Below are 17,501 nucleotides of genomic sequence, written 5' to 3' on the forward strand. Positions count from 1 at the left end.
GCCTCCTTTCTTGTCTCAGGTGCGGGTCACTGCGTGACGCTGGGGGCGAAGGCGGCCAGGGTGCAGTCGTGGTTTGGGCGGCACTGGACGGCGAGGGTCACGGCTCGTTCCTCGGCTCCGCCACCGCCCTTCTTCCAGCTGAGGGTCTGCTTGCCGTTGACGGTGACCACGTAGACGTACGCCTCGGTGATCGCCGACGGGTCCTCGGCCAGCGCCTGCTTGAACGCGGAGGGGTAGTGGCCCTCGGTGATGTGAGCGGTGGCGTGCTGGTCCTGGTCGGCCATCCGCGACCACAGCACCGGGTCGGGGACCTGGCCGGCGACCGAGGCCCAGTCGGCGTACTTGGTCTCGGTGGTCATCCAAGCCCGCATGCCGGCGAGCTGCTCGGCGCGGCTGGTGTCTCGGGTGTCGTAGGACCACAGCATCTGGGCCGCCGCCTTTGCGTAGGCGACCGGTTCGGCGATCTGCGGAGGCTGGGGCACCGATCCGGATCCGGAGGAAGGCTTCGGGGCGGCCTCGGAGGAGGACGGGCTGCCGGTCGGGGCGGGCGCGGCACTGTCCGGCGCATGGTGGCCGTTGCCGCCGCCGGTCATCAGGGCGACGATCACGGCGAGGGCGAGCAGGCCGGCGACGGCAACAGCGACGATTGCGATGCGACGGGTGGCAGACCATCCCGTGCCGTATGAGGACAGCGAAAGGGAAGGGAAGCGGTTTCGCATCAGTGGACCTGCGACCCCAGGCCGGAGAAGAAGGCCACGATGCCGTTGGCGGCACCCAGACCGAGGGCGGCGCCCGCGGCGACGACGGCGCCCTTCTTTCCGTTGGCCTCGGCCTGGTGGCCGCCAGTGTGGTGGCCCCAGGCCCATACGCCGAGCGAGACGGCGAGGGCGCCGACGACGGCGATGATCCCGAACATATTGATCGAATTGACCACGTTCTTCAGCACGGCGAGGCCAGGCAACCCGCCGCCCTTGGGCGAGATTCCTGGGTCGTAGGCGAGCTGTATGACGCGGTCTGTGAGAGGGACGGACATAGGTGAGGCGGGCTCCTTGCATACGCGGGCCAGGTGAGGGCCGGCGGGAAAAGCGAAGCGGAGGGGGACATGCGCTCGGGGCGCGAGATTGGCCGCGGCGGCGGCTTGCCCGGACCTGGGGCGGGCAGAGGCGGGAAGAGTCCACTCCTCGGGCCGGGGCGCGGCTTCGAAGCCGCCTTCTCCGCTCGGGGCCAGGGAGGGCTGCCGGGGTGCGCTACTTCGGAATCGGCGGCTTTGGTGCCGGGTTCGACTCGTACGGGTTGGCGCAGTCGTAGATCATGTATCCGTGGATCTTCTTGCCGTCGGACTTCCGGGTCACCGTGCCGCGGGTGTACCAGGTCTTCTCTGCGCGCTTTTACGCGAACTGGTTATAGGCGACCTTGTCCTGCCGGTAGGCGATGCCCACGACGGCGGACTTCTTCGACGGATCCTTGTGGACCTTGACCGCCTTGCACGAGATCGTCGTGTGGCCGGTGTCGTACGCCTGGGCTGTGGATGCGCTGGCCAGGCCGCCGGCGGCAACTGCGAGGCCGATCGAGCTGGCCGCGAGGGCGCGCCGGACGCGGGAGGGGATGGTCACGTGGATGCTCCGGGAGGTGGGGAGATAGGGAGTGGGCCGTTCGACTCGTCCTGCTGGGCGGTTCGTCGGGCGAGACGGCGGGCGCGGAGGGGGTTGGCCTCCGCGCCCGGCTATCGGGCGGGCCATTGGCGAGGTCCTGGCGACGGCGGCTCGCGGGCCTGGGGGCTGACCGGGGTCAGAGGACGCGGCGGGCGGCGAGAATGTCCCAGTCCTTGATCGGGGTGATCCGGACCGGTTTGGTGGTGCGCGGCGCCTCGATGACGAGGCCCTCGCCCATGTACATGCCGACGTGTTCGGGCCGTGCGGCGGTGCCGCGGCTGAAGATCAGGTCGCCGGGCTTGAGGTGAGCGAGGGAGACCGCCTTGCCTTCGCCCACCTGCGTGTACGTGGTGCGGGTGAGCGTGATGCCGGCATGGGCGTACGCCTGCTGCATCAGGCTGGAGCAGTCGCAGCGGCCCATGGGGTCGGGGCCGTGCGCGTTGGTGCAGGATCCGCCCCACTGGTAGAGCGTGCCGAGTTGGTGCATCGCCCACTCGATGGCCTTGCGGGCCTTGGGGTCGGCGTCCTTGGGGATCGAGTAGCCCTTGGGGACGCTCCCTTCGGGGATGCGGCCGAAGCCGGAACCGTCCTGGCCCGGCGCACAGCCGGTCGTGCTCGTCGACGGCTTCTCGCCCTGGGTCGTGTCCTTGCCGTCCGCGTCGCCGGCGCCGGGGAAGGTCTTGGCGATGGCGCTCTGCAGCGCGGTGGCCAGGTTCTCCCACTGCGCGTACGCGTCCGGAAGACCAGACTTCTGCACGGCTTGCGCGGCCTGGGTGACAGTCATCTGCTGCCAGCCGTCCACCTTGAGCAAGTGCTTGTAGAACTGCTCGGAGGCGTAGACCGGATCGCGGATCTGCTGGGCGCTGCCCCAGCCCTGGGAGGGCCGCTGCTGGAACAGGCCGAGGGAGTCACGGTCGCCGTAGCCCAGGTTGCGCAGCCGGCTCTCCTGCATCGCCGTGGCGAGCGCGATGATCTGTCCCTTCTTGGGGACGTTGAGGGAGATGCCGGTGGCCACGATCGTCTGGGCGTTGGGGACCTGCTCGGCGGGCAGGTCCAATCCCTCAACGTGCATGTCCTTGCCGGAGGCGCCGTCGAGGATCTTGGTGACCTGTTCGGCGACCTTGTTGCTGTCGATGCCGGTCAGGCAGCCGCTGAAGGAACCGTTGCTCTGCACAGCGTCGGCGGAGGAAGCCAGCATCATGCCGGTGCCGGCGATCAGGATCGGGGAGAGGAAGACGACGCCGATGCCGGCGGCGAGCCCCTTCAACGCGAGCGGACCGCTCGCCGGTCAGCGGTTTCGGGCATGGGCGGGCAGCGAGACGTCATGAACATGTCCTTGGGGTGCGGTGTCCGGCGTGCCGCGTGCGCGAGGCGTGTGGTGGAAGGGCGCGGCGGCCGGGGTGGGCGATCGGAGACGGGCCAATGCGGGCGAGTTGCCGCTCGCGCCGTGTGGCCGTGCCGTGAGCTAGGTGTGCCGGGGCAGGGGGTACCTCCATGACGTGCGGCAGGGGAGTAACCAGCGGCGGTATGCGCCGGGCGGTTCAAAAACAGTAGGCCCGGTTCGGCGGTTGACCAAAAAGTCGGCGTAAGGTGCCGGAAACCGATACCCCGGCCGGGCGCTTCTTGGTCGTCGGCGCTTTCGCCTCTACAGTTTTTGGACTCCCCTCGCCTTCCTCGGTTTGCGGCCCTGGGCTTCTGCATGCCCATTTCCGGCCCGTGAGGACTTCTGCGCGAGGCGGGGTTTCCCTCCGTGTTTTCGCACCCGAATAGGGGTTCCTCTTTGCCTTTTTCCCTGCACCAGGGCGACGCTCTGGCCGTTCTCTCCGGCCTGCCGGACGGCTGCGTCGACTCCGTCATCACCGACCCGCCGTACAACAGCGGCGGCCGGACCGCGAAGGAGCGCACCACGCGCTCCGCGAAGCAGAAGTACACCTCCGCCGATTCCAAGAACGACCTCGCCGACTTCACCGGCGAGAACATGGACCAGCGCTCCTACGGCTTCTGGCTCACCCAGATCATGACCGAGGCCCACCGGCTGACGAAGACCGGCGGGACCGCGCTGCTGTTCACCGACTGGCGCCAGCTCCCCACGACCACGGACGCGATCCAGGCGGCCGGGTGGCTGTGGCGGGGTGTGCTGGCCTGGCACAAGCCGCAGGCCAGGCCCCAGAAGGGCCGGTTCACGCAGAACTGCGAATTCATCGTCTGGGCGTCCAAGGGGCCGATCGACGGCTCCCGCAACCCGGTCTACCTGCCGGGTATGTACTCGGCCTCGCAGCCCTCGGGGTCCAAGCGCCAGCACATCACGCAGAAGCCGGTCGAGATGATGCGCGAGCTGGTCAAGATCAGCCCCGAAGGCGGCACAATCCTCGACTTCTGCGCCGGCTCCGGCTCCACGGGCGTCGCCGCCCTGCTGGAAGGCCGGGACTTCATCGGCGTGGAGAAGACCGAGCACTACGCGTCGATCGCGGCCGACCGGCTCACCGAGACGATCCGCGCCACCCTCAGCAAGGATGACGTGGTTCTCGCAACCTGAGCCGCGTCCTCTCCTGCCGCCAGCGCAACCGGCTCCCTGCTGAGCCGCTGGCGGAGCACCGCCGCAGCGGACGTGCGATTCGCTGCTCGGTCCGTTCAAGGACGCTTTCGCCCTTCTCTTATCCCGTGTTTCGTAGGAGGCCGAACTTTCAATGTCCGAAACCGCAAAGCCCTCTGACGAAGGAGGGTTGGAGCCGGTTCGCATTCCGGATCCGCAGTTGGAGGGAATCGAAGCGAGCGTGCGGCGGCTCATGGAGCAGTCGGCGCAACAGGCTCAGCAGCTCGACCACCTCGCATCCGCCCCGGCACCGGGCGGATCACCGTTTGCCGCGTTCGGCATGCCGGGACTCGGCGGGCCTCCGGCCGCCGCTCCGCCCGAGCCCCGCCCGATCCTGGAACTCGACGGGGAGGAACGGGAAGACGAACTCGACGCCCTCTCGGACTGGGTCGATGACTTCTTCCTCCCCGTCTACGGGGCGGAGGTCACCACCGCGGCGCCCTGGTGCCTGCAGTGGCAGGAACACGACGACGTCGTGGCTTGGCTCCACGCCCTGTGGCTCGCCTACCAGCAGCACAAGGACCCCGAAGCCGGGCTCTCCGGGCTGTTCGTGTGGCACCGCGACTTCCTCACCCACGCCGTCGCCGCGATTCGCGCGCCGGGCGGACCGCTGTCGGCCTGCATGACCTCCCCCGACCGGCCTGCGCACCGTCTCCTGCCCGGCCCGCCGCCGTCCGTGCGCACCGAGACGACGGCCACGGAGGAAGCCACCGAGCCGGACGAGCCAACGTCATGACCGCGGGAACGGGACAGCCCGCCTTCGCCCTGAGCTTCGACCCTCGCGCGCTGACCGATCTCCTCCAGGCCCCCAGCGATATCCGTGACCTCACCCTCGCCTACCTGCAGGAAGTCGTGAACGCACAGCGCTTCGGACAGCGCCTCGACGGTGACCTGGAGGGGTACCGGAAGCTGTTCGTGGACCGCCGCAAGGACTGGCGCGTCGTCTACGGCGTCCGCCCGGCGCCTGCGGAATCCGCCCACCCCAAGGAGATCCACGTGGTCGCGATCCGGCCGCGTGCGGGCAACGACGTCTACGACGAGGTCGGCCGCCGCCTGGGGATGACCCGCCGGCCGCTGAGCGCGCGGACGCACGCGGCCCGCTCGCGTTCCCCGCAGCTGACCACCCGTGCTCCCGTGCCCCGGCCCGGTCCGCCGCCTACCGGACTGCCGGGTCTGCCCCGTCCCGCACTCAACCCCGCGCACCATCCCACCCGCTGAACGCACGGAGCGTCACCCTTGCCCCCTCAACCCGCGCCGTCCGCCCGGCGTGCGGTCACGCAGCTCGATCACCGCATCGAAGCGGTCACCGGCCACGACATCGACACCCTGTGGGCCTACCGCGACCGCGGCGTCCTCGACGAACCGCACGCCCAGCTGGTCGACCGGCACCGCACGCTGGCCAACGCGCAGATCGGCGTCACCTTCTACCTCAAGCTGCTCAACCGCCTCACGAGTGGTGAGTTCCCTGTCGACGGCGCCCTCTTCGTACGTATCGACCGCACCGTGGACCAGCTGGAGGAAGCCGCCGACGCGCGCGATACCGCAGCCCAAAAGGTGCTCGCCGCCGTGGAGCCCATCGAGGCCGCCGCCGCAGCATCGACACCCGACGGAGGACGGCTCTCGACCGACGACCGGGCGGCACTGCTCGCCATCGCCGGCGGTGCCAAGCTCCACGAACATCTGCTGACAGGCCGACTGTCCGTGACCGCCTCCTCCGGCACTCGCATCCCCTATCCCCAGATGCAGAAGCTGGAACGCGCCGGGCTGATCGTCCGGGACACCAGCCACCCGGTGCACGCCGGCCAGTCCGTCTCCCTCACCGACGCCGGACGAGCCGCCCTGCTCGATGCCCGCCGGACGCCCACGATCCATGCGCCGAAGAGTCCGGCTCGCCCCGGCGCCTCGGCGTCCACTCCCGCGAAGCGGCGCTGAACTCGACCCTTCCCGAAAGGCTCTTGTTGTCCCCCACCGAACCGGCGCCGGCCCGGAAAACCATCTCCCACGTCGACTTCGCATTGGACGACCTCGACTCCGACGAGGAGAGGTACCTCGACTTCTACCGCAAGGTCGCCGTCCGCGAGGACATGCTTGTCCCTCTCGCCCAGCACCACGACGGGCCGCACAGCTACTACGTTATGTTCGACCGCACTGCCACCTGGGGACACCCCGGCACACCCCAGCTGCTCGCCGTGCATCTGCAACGGGACTACGAACAGCAGACCTTCAACTTCGAGCAGGCACCGCTGCCGCTGCCCGCGATGGCGCAGTCCTGGCTCATCCACCGCGGCTGCCCGCACGATGCCATCGGCCTCGACCCCGAGTTGGGCCCGCCACCGGCGGACGAGGCCACGCGAGCACTGGAGCGACGCCTCGCCGAAGACGGCGACCACTACGCCATGGGCTACTCCTACACCCGTGACGACCCGGAAGACATGGTCGTCGTCGTGGTCCTGCGCGCCATGGACGAGCGCGCCCCGTCACCGTTTCGCGTCGTGGTCGAGGAGGTCGACACCGACGCCTGGACACACACCCTGCGCGAGAGCGGCTTCGACACGGTGGGCGAAGCCCTGCAGTGGTGCGAGGACCGCCTCACCGGCAAGGCCGGCCCACTCCCACCGTCCCGCTCAGCAGCCGCCGCCAGCCGCCCGGCAGGTGTGGCGAAGGCCCCTGCCCCGCGCCCGCCAGGCCGTTCGCGCTGAGCGCTATTCCAGTCGCGGGCGGCGCAACATAGCCGACGATCGCCGGTTAGCCAAACCGGCGACTCTCCGGACTCTTATACAGCCGCCGGGACGACTCCCGCGGCGCCTTCCCCGCATTCCCTGTGCCTTCACGGAGGTTTCTTCCGCATGCGCTCCACCCGAATTGTTATATCCGCGGCGATGCTCGGCGCGCTCGCTCTGCCGGCGCTGTCCGCCACCTCGGCCAGCGCCGCGACCGTACCCACCGCAGCAACCGCCATCCCCGCCGTGAGCTGCCACAACCTCCCGCCGCTCCCGTACACGGTGCACGCCAAGGCCGTGACCATCCGGTCCAAGGCCAGCTCGAAGTCCACCGCACTCGGCGTGCTCTACAAGAGCCACAAGTTCAGCGTGGCCAAGAAGAGCGGCAACTGGCTCTACATCACAGACAAGACGACCGGCGTAAAGGGCTGGGTCTCCGGCACCTACGTCTACCGAGATGTCCGCATGTGCCTGGACTGACCGGATCCAGCACGTCTCGCTCAGTGGCGGGGGTGCCGAGTACAGCCGCCCCTCGCATTCCCAGGCATCGGCCTTTCCAGAGTAGGAGATCCCTTTTGACCGACGGCATATCCGATGAGTCTGCGGATGTCGTGGGCGTGCTCACTGAACGGATCGAGGCCCGCTTCGACATGGGCATGGACCAGTTGAAGGCCGTGGTCGCCGCCGCTCCGACCGCGAACCCCGACGCCACCGACGTCGTCAAGTGGCACGGCCTTCTCGTCGAGGCCCAGTCCGTGCTGGAGCGCACGGAGGACGACCTCCTCGCAGCCCTTGAGACCCAGCCCAGCGAGGTCGACGACCCGACGATGGGCCTCGCCCTCCGGGTGAACGCCGCCGTCACCGCCCGCGACGGCCGGGCCATGGTCGTACGTTGGCTCCTCGGCCCGGCCGCTCCGGGGAAGAAGGACCTCGCTGCTGAGCGCCTGGCCCGCCTCCGGGCCCGAAGCGGCCCGGCGGTGCAGACCAGCGCCCCCCACCGCCCGGCAGGGACACCCGCGCCGGCGTCGGCGTGGCGGCCGGCACGGTCCGCCCGATGAGCCGGGACAAGGCCAGCACCATGGACACCGACCTGCAGAAGGTCTTCGGGAACCCGGTACCCGAGCTGTACGAGGTGGCGTCCAGCCACGATGCTCCACCCGCGCTCGCCCGCGCTCTGGAGCTGCGCTCGTTCCTGGCGCTCACCGAGGAGCAGGTCGCCCGCGTACGCGACCGCGTCCACGCCGACATGGACCCCGCCCGCGACATGGGCGAACTGTCGGCGGACACGCTCCGCTTCGACGCGCAATGGCTGGAAGCGGCACTGGAGGCCCGCGACGGCTACCGCGCCGCCCTGGGCGAGCTGCTGCGCACCATGTCGCCACCTGACCGGCAGGCCCGGCCTGTCCGCACGGCGCAGCTCAGGGCCACCGCCACCCTGCCCCCGTCTGCCGCCCCGGCACCCCAGCGTGCCGGGGCGGCCTGGAGCCGCCGACCGTGAAAGCCCCCGATTGCCCCGCCTGACGTCCACCGACATAGCCGGGCGGATCGAGGACCTGTACGGCGCACCGCTCGCCGACCTCGAAGCCCACGCACAGGAGCAGCCACCCGGCATGCTCTCCGCCCTGCTCGGCATGCACGACAGCCTCGCCCTGGCCGAGCGCAGCATCGACTTCCACCGCGACCACCTCACCCGGGCCCTCGACCCTGAGCGGCAGATCGGCCCGCAGGAGGTCTCCCACCTCCTCGACGGCACCCGCCGGCTCGCCGAAGCCGTCGCCGTCCGCGAGGCCCAGGCCACATCGGTTACCGCCGTCCTGCAGAGCCTGGCCCGCGTTCCAGCCCCGACGCCGCCGACTTCCTCGCCGCCTGCTCCGGCGCCCCCTCTTGTGCCCCCGAGTCCGGCGCGCAGCCGCTGACCCGCGGCGACCCCCTTCTTCATTCACCCAGGAGTTTCTCCCTTGGCCACCACCGCTCTGCCCCCGGACACCGACGCCGACATCGCCCGGGTCACTGAGGCCCTCGCCATGATCACCCCGCGCTGGAACGTCAGGATCCTGCTGGCCCTTTCCGGACCGCCGCTGCGCTACAGCGAGCTAGCGGCCAAGGTGTCCTGGCTGCAGAACGGCCAGCTCCACCCCAAGCTCAAGGCGCTGTGCGACGCCGGACTCGTCGAACGCACCGAACACACCGCACGGCACGTGACCTACGGCCACACCGAGCGAGCCACTGCCCTGCTGCCGGTCCTGCCGATGATCGTCACCTGGGCCGAGGAACACCTGGAAAAGGCCGACCGCCCGCTCCCCGCGATCGAGCAGATCGAGGACAGCCTCACCCTGCTCACCCGGCGCCACGCCGCCGCCATCCTGTGGGTGCTCAAGTCACGCAACGAGGTCAGCGGCCGGGTGCTGGCCCGGATCGTGATGCCCAGCAGCGACTGGACGAACATCTATCCACCGCTGCGCCAGCTCGTTGCCGACGGCCTGGCCGACACCGAGGGAAACGGCCGGCCCTACCGGCTGTCCGCCGCCGGCGACGCCCTGGGCCCCGTCCTCGGCACACTGTCCGCCTGGGCCGCCGGACAGCCCCTCGACCAGGCGGCCCACCACCCCGTCTGGGGGCAAGCGCAGGCCAAGAGCAAGCCGAGGCCGTGGGTCAGCAGCCAGTCACGCCCGGCGCTGCCACCCGCTCGGGCGGTGGGGTCGCCCCCGGCGTGGCACCACCGCGACCTCTTCTCGCACGCCGCCGGCCGCCCGACCGCGGCCCTCCCGGCGGGAGGCCCGCGCCGATGAGCACCTCCTTCACCCCTGCCGAAGCACGTCACGCAGTCGACCTGCTGGCCTCGCCCTCCCTGATCCGCCTGGTCACCGAGATCGACGACAACGGCGCCATACCGCCGCGACGGCTCGCCGGCACCCTGCCCGACCTTTCCGCGCACCAACTGCGCAGTGCATCCGACACGGCCCGCGCCCACGGCCTCGTCCGGGTCGCGCCCGGCGCCGGTCTGGAACTCACAGACTCCGGAACGGAGCTGGCCGACCTGTACGACGCGCTAGCCCGGTGGGCGCGGCGCCACTCGGTCCCCGCCGCCGTCTGCGACTTCAGCAGCCGTGTCCACCATGCCCTCGGCCTGCTGACACCATCGCTCACCCCCGAGAACGCCGACCGCCCCGGACCCCTGCCCGACATGGGCCCCAATGCGGACACTGAGGCGGACCTGGCCAGTGCCCGCACGCTCCTGATCCAGTGGCTGGCCGACCACCCCCAGGTGCCCAGGGTGCCCGAGTCTGAGCGGGCCGCGTGAGCGCAGCGGTCACACCCCGCCACGCACGCCACACGGCCGGGCTGATAAGCAGCATCTACCTGCCACGCACGGCCGACGCGTTGGCGTTCGCGATGTCCACCTACGGCATCCCGTTGCTCGTTCTGGCCACGACTGGCTCCGCCGCGCTGACAGGGGCGACCTTCGCGCTGGAGTGGATCCCGCGCCTGGCAGCGTTCGGGTGGGCCGGATCGATCGTCGACCGGCGCGGCGCCGCGGTGGTCTTCCACCTCGCCTCCCTGGGACGGGCGATGGTTCTCGCCGTCGGCGCGGTCCTGCTGTACCTCTACCCGTCCGGTGCCATGGCGAGCGTGACCGTGATGGTGCTGGCGGCGGCGACCGGCGTGCTCACCGAGTTCAGCTACATCGCGACCGAGACCGCCGGAGCCGCCGCCGGCCGCCGAGCCGGACCCCAGGCCCACCGTGTCCAGGCCGTCCTGCTCGGCATCGACCAGACCGCGACCCTGGCCGGACCGGCGCTCGCCGGCGTGCTGCTGCTCACCGGGCCGCCATCGATGCTCGCAGTGGTCACCGTGCTCTCGCTGCTCGCCGCGCTGCTCGCCCTGCACACACCGCCCTCGCCCGTCGCCCCGGCCCGCGCACCCAAGGGGCGGCCCGGCGCCGGGCTCGTCACGGGGTGGCGCACCATCCGCGCGCTCCCCGCGCTCGGCTGGCTGGTGGCCGGGCTGACCTTGTCCAACCTGTCGATCGGCCTTCTCCAAGCCGCCGGTCCCGTGATTGTCGTCCAGCACTTCGGGCAGTCCACCACAGCCGTTGGCCTGGTGTGGTCCGCCGCAGCGGCGGCCACCCTGGTGGCCGTGACCATCTGCCGGTTCGCGTTGGACCGCCTGGGCCTGTGGCCCGTGGGAGTCGCCTGCTCCGCCATTGCTTCGCTCGCCTGTCTCGCCGCCGCCCTGGCCCCCGACTACCTGTCCTACCTGGTCATGGTCGCGGTCCTGATGGCCGCCGATGGCGGCCTAGCGGTCGTCCTGCGCACCCTGCGCTCCCGACTGATCCCCCCAGAGGCGTTCGGCAGCACTCTGTCGGCCACCATCCTCATCCTCCTGCTGCCCTTCCCGGTCGCCGGCGTGCTCACCGCGCTCACCCCGCCCGACGCGCTGGGCCACCTCATCACCGCCTGCGCCGCCCTGCAAACCCTCGGCCTGTTCTGCGCCTTCGCCCGCCTGCGCACCGACCCCGCCCTGCGCACCTGACCCAGGTGTCCCCAGCCCGTGGAGAACCCTTATGACCATCGCCGCCCTCGGGTCGCACCGAGCGACCGGCCGCACCATCACCGAGCAGTTCCACGCCTTCGACGCCCGCAACCCGCACGTATACCGCGTTCTGGAACGCATGGCCGCTCGCCGCCTGGCCGCCGGAGCCGCTCGGATCAGCCTCAAGGACCTCTTCGAGGACCTGCGACGCCAACTCCCGTACGGCGTCGCCAGACTGAACAACAACTTCACCGCTCTCTACGCCCGCCGTCTGATCGACGACCACCCCCACTGGGCCAGCGCGTTCGAGCTGCGCCGTCGCCGCGCCGCCTGAGACACCCCCTATTCCTGCCCTGCCGTCCCCCGATACGGAGAACCCCCCCTTGTCCGCTCGTCCCGTCGTGCTCGTCGTCGCTCCCGGAGACAAGAACTACCGCGGCTACTGCCTGGAGCAGGTCGCCGCCGCCTACGACGTCGTGCTGCTCACCGGCACCGAACCGTCGTGGGAGAAGCCGCACATCACCGATCACGCCGTCGTGGACCTCAGCGATCCTGCCGCACTGCTGGCAGGGGGCCGGGCCCTGGCCGGACGCCACGACCTCTCCGGTGTCATGACCTGGGACGAGTGGAACGTGGTCCCGACCGCCCGCCTCGCCCGCCAGCTCGGCCTGCCCACCACCGCACCCGAAGTGATGCAGGGGTGTCGCAACAAGGCCACCGCTCGGTCGCTGTTCGCCCGCCACGGCGTGCCCTCGGCCGCCTCGGTGAGCGTGCGCACCCGCCAGGAGGCCGAAGCCGCCGCCGAACGGATCGGCTACCCCGTGGTGCTGAAGCCTGCCTCACACGCGGGTGCCATCGGCGTGCGCCGCGTCGACGACCGTGATCAGCTCACGGCCGCTTACCGGGCAGCCGAACGGACGGCCGGTCAGGGGACCGAGAGCACCAGCGTCCTCGTCGAGGAGTTCCTCGACGGGCCGGAGATCTCCGTCGAGTGCGTCACCTACCGCGGCAACACCACGGTGGTCGCGGTCAACCGCAAGACCCTCAGCCCTCCGCCGCACTTCGAGCAGCTGGCCCACAGCGTGGACGCCGCCGACCCGCTCCTGGAGACCGTCGCGCCGGCCGCCCTGGCGGCGATCAACGCCCTCGGCATCACCGACGGCGTCAGCCACATAGAGATGCGCCTCGTCGACGGCAGACCCCGTCTCATCGAGGTCAACGCCCGCCTGGCCGGAGACATGATCGGCCACCTCGTGCGTCTCGCCACCGGCATCGACCTGGTCGGTGCCGCAGCCGACATTGCCTGCGGCCGTGCCCCCGACCTCACGCCCACCAGGTCCTCGGCCGCCGCCATCCGGCTCCTCTACCCGGACACCTCCGGGACCCTCACCCACCTCACTTACGACCGGCCCCGACCGACGTGGCTGGACCGGCTGCAGTTCCAGCGCCGCCCCGGCGACCAGCTCCTCCTCCCCACCGACGGAGGAAACCTGTACACGGGGCGGCTCGGTTACCTCGTCGCCACCGCCACCACCGGCAAGGAGGCGCGTGCACGCGCCGAGCGGGCCGCTCGTGGCGTCACCGCGGTCCTCGACCGGACCCCCGGCACTCGCAGCACCGCGGCGTGAGCGTGGTGTCTGCGGCCGACCGGCACAGCCGGGTGCTGCTGACCGGGTACTTCCTCGGCCTCGGGGCCATCATGGCGGTGTGGGGCGCACGGATGCCCGCCGTGCAGCAGGCTGCCCACCTCAGCACCGCAGGGCTGGCCCTGGTCCTGCTGGCCGCCGCCGTCGGCATGGTCGCCGGACTTCAGCTCGGAGGCCGCTACGCCCGCCCAGAGCGGCTCCCGACGCTGCTCACCACTGGATCCCTTGCCCTGACCGGATGCCTCGTCCTGGTGGGCCAAGGCGAGAGCCTGTCCGCGTTGCTGGCGGCGGCTCCCGCCTTCGGTCTCGCACACGGCATCCTGGATGTTGCCGCCAACACCGCGGCTGTGCGCTGCCAGAACGCCTTCGGCCGGCCCATCATGTCTGGTCTTCATGCTGCCTACTCCCTCGGCGCCCTGGCAGGCGCCGCCCTGGCCGCCCTCACCGCCCGGGCCCCGCACAGCACTCTCTTCACCGCAACAGGCGCCCTCCTGGCCGTCGTCGCGGTCGCTGCGGTGCCGGTCACCCGACGCCTGAGCGGCGCAGACCGCCCCGCAATGCGCGCCGACGCCGGGAAGCTGCCCCTGGTTCCGTCGCCGGGAAAGCTCTGGCTTCTGGCCGCGCTGGCCGCTGCGAGCCTGCTGGGGGAGGGAGCCGCCGCCGACTGGGCCGCCGTGCACTTGCACACCCTGGGCGCCCCGACGGCCGCGAGCGCCACAGCGTTCGCTCTGTACAGCGCGGCTATGGCCGCGGGACGGCTGACCGGTGATCGGCTCACTGCCGCCTTCGGCGCCCCGACGGTGGTACGGGCCGGTGCCGTTCTCGCCACGGCCGGACTGACCATCGGCGTCATCGGGAGCAGTACCCCGCTGGCGCTGGCCGGGTGGGCGGTCTTCGGACTCGGCCTGTCCACCACCGTCCCCTCGCTCATCACCGCGGCCGGAGCCGGAGGCCCCAGGGCCGTGGCCACGGTCACCGCCACCGGCTACCTCGGCCTCCTCGCCGGACCGGCCCTCATCGGTGCCCTGGCCAGCGCCACAACCCTGCCCACGGCCCTGCTGCTGCCTGCCCTCCTCGCAGCCGCCGTCGCCGCCCTCGCCCATCGCGCCCTGGAGAACACCACCCCTTGACCCCTGCCGCCGCCCAGACGGGCCTGGACGCCGTCATCCTCGACTACAACGGCGTCATCGGCCTGCAACCCACCACCGACCAGTGGCTCCGCCTGGCCCACACCGCCTTGTGGCCCGACGACCTCCCCGCCTTCCAGAACGCCTTCTGGAACGCCCGCTCCGCCTACGACGCCGGCCAGCTCAGCGACCTCGCGTACTGGGCCACGGTCCTCGGCCACCACCCCGGCGCCCGCCGGCTGCGCGAACTCCGCGACGCCGACACCGACATGTGGACGTCCACCGACGAACGCGTCGTCGATGTTCTCCACCACACCCACGAGTCCGGTTTGCCGCTGGTCCTGCTGTCGAACGCACCCCGCCACCTCAGCGACGTCCTCGACCGCCACCCGTGGCGCCGCCTGATGACCCACGCCTTCTACTCGGCCCGGCTCCAGGTCTGCAAACCGGACCCGGCCGCCTACCAGCACGCGATGAACGCCACCGGCGCCGACCCCCACCGCGTCCTCTTCGTGGACGACCGGGCCGACAACTGCCACGCCGCCCGCCACCTGGGCCTGCGCACCCTGCACTACACCGGCCGGCCCACCGACCTCACCGCCACCCTGCAGCCCCCCAACTGACCCGCCTCCTCCCCAGGATTCAGTGCCTCACGACGACCACGACACCATCGACGGCGACGTCTACGTCGCCTCACGCCACCTGGCCCGCTCCACCGCGGTCGGTGACCCCGGCCTCGACCCGCTACGCGACCTCGGCTGGGATCTGCACCACGACGACCTCGGCATCATGTGGAATCAGGTTTGTCAAGGGCCACTCGGGTGTGTGCGTGAAATCTGGAACTTCGACTCTCGCGGGTTTCGTAGGTCATGCGGTTGGGTGCGCGGCACTGGCTTCGGCCCCGGTGTGAGACCTCTCGTCTGCGGTGGGCGGAGCCAGGTCGGCGGCGGAAAGCCAGCTCGCGATCATGACTCAGCGGAGCAGGGCGACCATGTTCACGAAGGACGGCTCGCCCTTCGTCACAGGCCAAGGCGCGTGGCGGTGGTGGTCAGCCACGTGATCGAAGCTTGTACGGTCGAGATGGGAAATGGAGGTGCCCCCCTGTGAGGTGGACTCAGTCCACCACCGACGCTGCTCTCGACTCCCTGCCGCCCACGTCGACTTGCCCGATCCGCCCCACCTTCGCTCCTCACCCCCTTGCCGACGGAAATGCCATGCGTCATCTGGTGGAACGTGCACTGATCAGCCAGTACAGTTCAAACGGCATCCGCTTGACGGAAGCCCGACGTGGGGGTGAGTGTGCGCATTCGTGTTGAAGTTGCAGGCAGCGTGCAAAATGAGGATGCACCGCAATTAACGGAAGCCTTCGCGCGGTGGCTTGTCCAGGACCGCTCGGTGGGCCCGCACGTGGAGATCAGTCGGATCCGCTCAGAAGCAGATGACGGCGCGATGTCCGCCGGCCTGGTCGAGTGGCTCGCTCTGGTATTGAACAGTGGGTTCTCTGCGGCATCGCTGGTGTACTCACACAAAACGTTCCGAGCTTCGCTGCCTCCCCGTGTTCAGTCGGCGGTGCGGTTGGTCGTCGAACACGGCGACTCGCGAATGGTGGTCGAGGCGGGATCCGCCGAGGAAGCAGCCCAGATCACACACCTGCTAATGGGCACCGGTCTCTCCGGTCAGGCGCCAGGGCCCGCGGGGGGAACTCTTTCCAACAGCGGAGCTGACGGTGATTCCTGATCCGCGGGCAAGCCGGGCAGTGCTAGTCGGACTGGACACCTACACCGGCATGACATCACTACCCGCCGCATCCCACGGAACCAGGCGGCTCTCCAAGCTGCTGCGCGACCTCTGGGGCCTTCCTAAAAGCCATATCACAGTGCTCGATGCCCAAGCGTCCGCAGACGGCATCTTGAGCGCGGTCCGCGACGCCGCGGAAGCGACGAGGGACACTCTGGTCGTCTACTTCGCCGGACACGGCCTCCGGGACCAAGAAGGGGAGAACCTCTACCTGTGCCTGGCGGGCGCCGACCCCAACTACCCGCAAGTCGGAACGGTTGCATACCGGGACCTGCGTCGCGTCCTCCGGACAGCCGGCGCGTCGGCACGTTACCGTCTGACCGTGCTGGACTGCTGCTACAGCGGCTTGGCCGGCGCGATGAGTCCTCATGGCCAGGCCACGCGTGACGAACTGGCCCGAGCCTTAGGCGAACCGGCCACTCCGGGCAGCGACCCGTCGGAGGACTACGGGGACGTAGTACTTACGTCCGCCCCGCACAACCGGCAGTCCTTCGCACTGCCCGGTGCCACCTATCCGGAGGCCACGGGCGAACTGATCAAGATCCTTGAAAACGGAATCCCTGGCGTAGGGCCGGAGTTGAGCGTCACCCATGCGTGGCAGCGGGTGCGTAAGCGGCTGCTGGAAAGGGGAAGCCCGGCGCCCCAACAGTTCGCCCAAAATACGGTGGCGGACTCCCTCTGTTTCCCGAACCGTGCCGCCACTACGGCGGCGCCTGCTGAAGTGAGCGGGGAAGCCGAGCGCTACAGCACCAAATTGCCTGGCATCTCGACCAAAATCGATCAGACTCAGAAAAATAGTGAAGGTGGGTCGTCTGTCGTCCTGGCCAGCGTGCCCGAGTCGGACTGGCGACCTGCTCCGGTCGGACGATGGCGCCCCGAAAAGGAACCTCGCTATCCCGGCGATGCATACTTCAAGCAACAGCGGGCGCACCTTTATCTGTTGGATAAGGCTTGGGCGGACCTGAAGAAGGAGTTCAAAACGGTCCGCCGCCGCCTACAAGTACCGTTCCATGTCCGCTCGCCTTCAAGCATCGCGACCTGGCTGCACCAAAACACCGGTGACTCCCGATGGATGGTCATCGCCGAATCCATCAAAGTCCTCGAAGATCGCAAAAAGGGATACGCTCCCTGGACTGCCGCCGACCCCTACGCAGCCCAAGTCCCCGGCGGAAGCAGCCCGCCTAGCTACCAGTTGACCATGGAAACGGTGAACACCTACCGCGAGAGGGCGGATCAGCTGCGCGCCGACATCAACAAACTGATTGACCTGCACACGGACCTGCAGGAGTAACAACAACCATCTCTGCAGCGCGGCACAGTTGGACCGTTGTGAACCAAGTACCTCCCGCCCGATGGCTGTCTTCTACTGGCGCAGCGGAGACCATACTCGGCGCCACACGGGACCGACCGACCGCTCCATCAGCACGCCGCAG

Annotated in this window: 22 protein-coding genes; 18 read left to right on the top strand and 4 right to left on the bottom strand. The window is 69.9% G+C overall.

All coding sequences use genetic code 11. The annotated features are described in order from the left end of the window. Positions 1-26 precede the first annotated feature (26 nt). The 4 genes from E4U91_RS28480 to E4U91_RS28495 all read right to left on the bottom strand — a co-directional run bounded on the left by E4U91_RS28480 (position 27) and on the right by E4U91_RS28495 (position 2,919). On the bottom strand, positions 27-719 hold the full coding sequence (locus E4U91_RS28480; RefSeq protein WP_137309466.1) for a hypothetical protein: 693 nt from the start codon (positions 717-719) through the stop codon (positions 27-29). Further along, complete coding sequence (locus tag E4U91_RS28485; RefSeq protein ID WP_137309467.1) at positions 719-1,033, bottom strand: DUF6112 family protein; 315 nt, start codon at positions 1,031-1,033, stop codon at positions 719-721. The genes E4U91_RS28480 and E4U91_RS28485 overlap by 1 nt, the downstream gene beginning before the upstream one ends. 355 nt (positions 1,034-1,388) lie before the next feature. After that, positions 1,389-1,613: a hypothetical protein gene (locus E4U91_RS39155; protein ID WP_241678714.1), complete on the bottom strand. Its 225-nt coding sequence runs from the start codon at positions 1,611-1,613 to the stop codon at positions 1,389-1,391. A gap of 175 nt (positions 1,614-1,788) precedes the next feature. Continuing rightward, positions 1,789-2,919, bottom strand: coding sequence for a C40 family peptidase (locus E4U91_RS28495; RefSeq protein ID WP_137309468.1), 1,131 nt, complete (start codon positions 2,917-2,919; stop codon positions 1,789-1,791). A 513-nt stretch (positions 2,920-3,432) separates the two neighbouring features. Here E4U91_RS28495 and E4U91_RS28500 point away from each other — a divergent pair. From E4U91_RS28500 to E4U91_RS28590, 18 genes are all read left to right on the top strand, one after another. Next, positions 3,433-4,188: a DNA-methyltransferase gene (locus tag E4U91_RS28500; RefSeq protein WP_137309469.1), complete on the top strand. Its 756-nt coding sequence runs from the start codon at positions 3,433-3,435 to the stop codon at positions 4,186-4,188. A gap of 250 nt (positions 4,189-4,438) precedes the next feature. Next, a complete protein-coding gene (locus tag E4U91_RS28505; protein WP_168218284.1) occupies positions 4,439-4,981 on the top strand; it encodes a DUF4913 domain-containing protein in 543 nt (180 codons plus the stop codon). Beyond that, positions 4,978-5,463, top strand: a complete 486-nt coding sequence (locus E4U91_RS28510; RefSeq protein WP_137309471.1) for a hypothetical protein — start codon at positions 4,978-4,980, stop codon at positions 5,461-5,463. The genes E4U91_RS28505 and E4U91_RS28510 overlap by 4 nt, the downstream gene beginning before the upstream one ends. An 18-nt stretch (positions 5,464-5,481) precedes the next feature. Beyond that, complete coding sequence (locus tag E4U91_RS28515; RefSeq protein ID WP_137309472.1) at positions 5,482-6,177, top strand: helix-turn-helix domain-containing protein; 696 nt, start codon at positions 5,482-5,484, stop codon at positions 6,175-6,177. Positions 6,178-6,200: 23 nt separating this feature from the next. After that, the gene (locus tag E4U91_RS28520; RefSeq protein WP_137309473.1) at positions 6,201-6,944 is read left to right on the top strand and encodes a hypothetical protein; all 744 of its coding nucleotides are present in this window, start codon (positions 6,201-6,203) and stop codon (positions 6,942-6,944) included. Between the two features lie 147 nt (positions 6,945-7,091). After that, the gene (locus tag E4U91_RS28525) at positions 7,092-7,445 is read left to right on the top strand and encodes an SH3 domain-containing protein (protein WP_241678715.1); all 354 of its coding nucleotides are present in this window, start codon (positions 7,092-7,094) and stop codon (positions 7,443-7,445) included. A gap of 95 nt (positions 7,446-7,540) precedes the next feature. Next, positions 7,541-8,023: a hypothetical protein gene (locus tag E4U91_RS28530; protein WP_137309474.1), complete on the top strand. Its 483-nt coding sequence runs from the start codon at positions 7,541-7,543 to the stop codon at positions 8,021-8,023. After that, complete coding sequence (locus tag E4U91_RS28535) at positions 8,020-8,463, top strand: hypothetical protein (protein ID WP_137309475.1); 444 nt, start codon at positions 8,020-8,022, stop codon at positions 8,461-8,463. Before E4U91_RS28530 ends, E4U91_RS28535 begins: the two co-directional genes overlap by 4 nt. A 10-nt stretch (positions 8,464-8,473) precedes the next feature. Then, a complete protein-coding gene (locus E4U91_RS28540; protein ID WP_168218175.1) occupies positions 8,474-8,881 on the top strand; it encodes a hypothetical protein in 408 nt (135 codons plus the stop codon). A gap of 42 nt (positions 8,882-8,923) precedes the next feature. Further along, on the top strand, positions 8,924-9,754 hold the full coding sequence (locus E4U91_RS28545) for a winged helix-turn-helix transcriptional regulator (protein ID WP_137309476.1): 831 nt from the start codon (positions 8,924-8,926) through the stop codon (positions 9,752-9,754). Further along, entirely contained in the window at positions 9,751-10,266 is a 516-nt protein-coding gene (locus E4U91_RS28550) for a regulator (protein WP_137309477.1), read from the top strand. The genes E4U91_RS28545 and E4U91_RS28550 overlap by 4 nt, the downstream gene beginning before the upstream one ends. Continuing rightward, the gene (locus tag E4U91_RS28555) at positions 10,263-11,498 is read left to right on the top strand and encodes an MFS transporter (protein ID WP_137309478.1); all 1,236 of its coding nucleotides are present in this window, start codon (positions 10,263-10,265) and stop codon (positions 11,496-11,498) included. The genes E4U91_RS28550 and E4U91_RS28555 overlap by 4 nt, the downstream gene beginning before the upstream one ends. A gap of 31 nt (positions 11,499-11,529) precedes the next feature. Continuing rightward, positions 11,530-11,832 (top strand): hypothetical protein, encoded by a 303-nt coding sequence (locus E4U91_RS28560; protein WP_137309479.1) that lies wholly within the window; start codon positions 11,530-11,532, stop codon positions 11,830-11,832. A 49-nt stretch (positions 11,833-11,881) separates the two neighbouring features. After that, positions 11,882-13,126 carry an ATP-grasp domain-containing protein gene (locus tag E4U91_RS28565; protein WP_241678716.1) on the top strand — a complete coding sequence of 415 codons (1,245 nt, stop codon included), beginning with the start codon at positions 11,882-11,884 and terminating at the stop codon, positions 13,124-13,126. Beyond that, complete coding sequence (locus E4U91_RS28570; RefSeq protein ID WP_137309480.1) at positions 13,123-14,274, top strand: MFS transporter; 1,152 nt, start codon at positions 13,123-13,125, stop codon at positions 14,272-14,274. Before E4U91_RS28565 ends, E4U91_RS28570 begins: the two co-directional genes overlap by 4 nt. After that, positions 14,271-14,894, top strand: coding sequence for an HAD family hydrolase (locus E4U91_RS28575; protein WP_137309481.1), 624 nt, complete (start codon positions 14,271-14,273; stop codon positions 14,892-14,894). The genes E4U91_RS28570 and E4U91_RS28575 overlap by 4 nt, the downstream gene beginning before the upstream one ends. A gap of 664 nt (positions 14,895-15,558) precedes the next feature. Beyond that, positions 15,559-16,008 (top strand): effector-associated constant component EACC1, encoded by a 450-nt coding sequence (locus E4U91_RS28585; protein ID WP_137309483.1) that lies wholly within the window; start codon positions 15,559-15,561, stop codon positions 16,006-16,008. Next, the gene (locus E4U91_RS28590; RefSeq protein ID WP_137309484.1) at positions 15,998-17,359 is read left to right on the top strand and encodes a caspase family protein; all 1,362 of its coding nucleotides are present in this window, start codon (positions 15,998-16,000) and stop codon (positions 17,357-17,359) included. Before E4U91_RS28585 ends, E4U91_RS28590 begins: the two co-directional genes overlap by 11 nt. The last annotated feature ends 142 nt before the right edge of the window (positions 17,360-17,501 follow it).

This window comes from Streptomyces lasalocidi (assembly GCF_005280215.1).
Taxonomy (GTDB): domain Bacteria; phylum Actinomycetota; class Actinomycetes; order Streptomycetales; family Streptomycetaceae; genus Streptomyces; species Streptomyces longwoodensis.